This window comes from Spirosoma harenae (assembly GCF_054776975.1).
In genome coordinates this window covers 1-562 of the sequence record NZ_BAAHBD010000052.1, presented here as the reverse complement: position 1 = coordinate 562, position 562 = coordinate 1, and the positions used below count along the sequence as shown (strand labels likewise).

Below are 562 nucleotides of genomic sequence, written 5' to 3'. Positions count from 1 at the left end.
GGTCCAGCCGCAATGGCTGCCGTAAACTGAGTAATGTAACATACCCGGCTGTTGGCATTGTAGGTAAAAGCTAGACCAAACCGACCTTTAATGGCCTTTAGAAAATCACTAACGCTCATATCCGGTAGAAACATACCGGCTGTGAGTTGATGACCATTGATGAAACCCCCGACGGGCAATTGTAAATTCATAGCTGTCAGGTTCTTAATAGTCAATTTCTGAATTTCGGCGCTGGCCAGCCACTCCGATTCGATACGGAAGCCCGCTAATTTCATAATCCGCTCCAGCACCCACGACAGATAAAACTGAGGACAAATGGGATAGCCGAACTTAGGCGTGCCTGGAAGATCCACCGAGAAATTATAGCTTCCATTCTCCTGTTTCTCCCAAGCATTCACATAATCCTGGCGGGCGAAACCGGCCAGTTTAGCCTCATCGAAATCATCTTCCCAAAATCTCTGATTCCGGATGGGAAACAACGTAAAGGGAAACTGGCCTGGAGCCAGACTGGCAATCGCCTTTAACCTGCTCTGAAGGTCTGTAGGTGGATTACTCGCCAAAC

1 protein-coding gene is annotated in these 562 nt (G+C 48.2%); it reads right to left on the bottom strand.

Going from position 1 to position 562, the window contains the following annotated elements:
• The coding region (locus ACYVE4_RS31750) for a hypothetical protein (RefSeq protein WP_461044449.1) at nt 1-562 on the bottom strand (562 nt) is incomplete at both ends.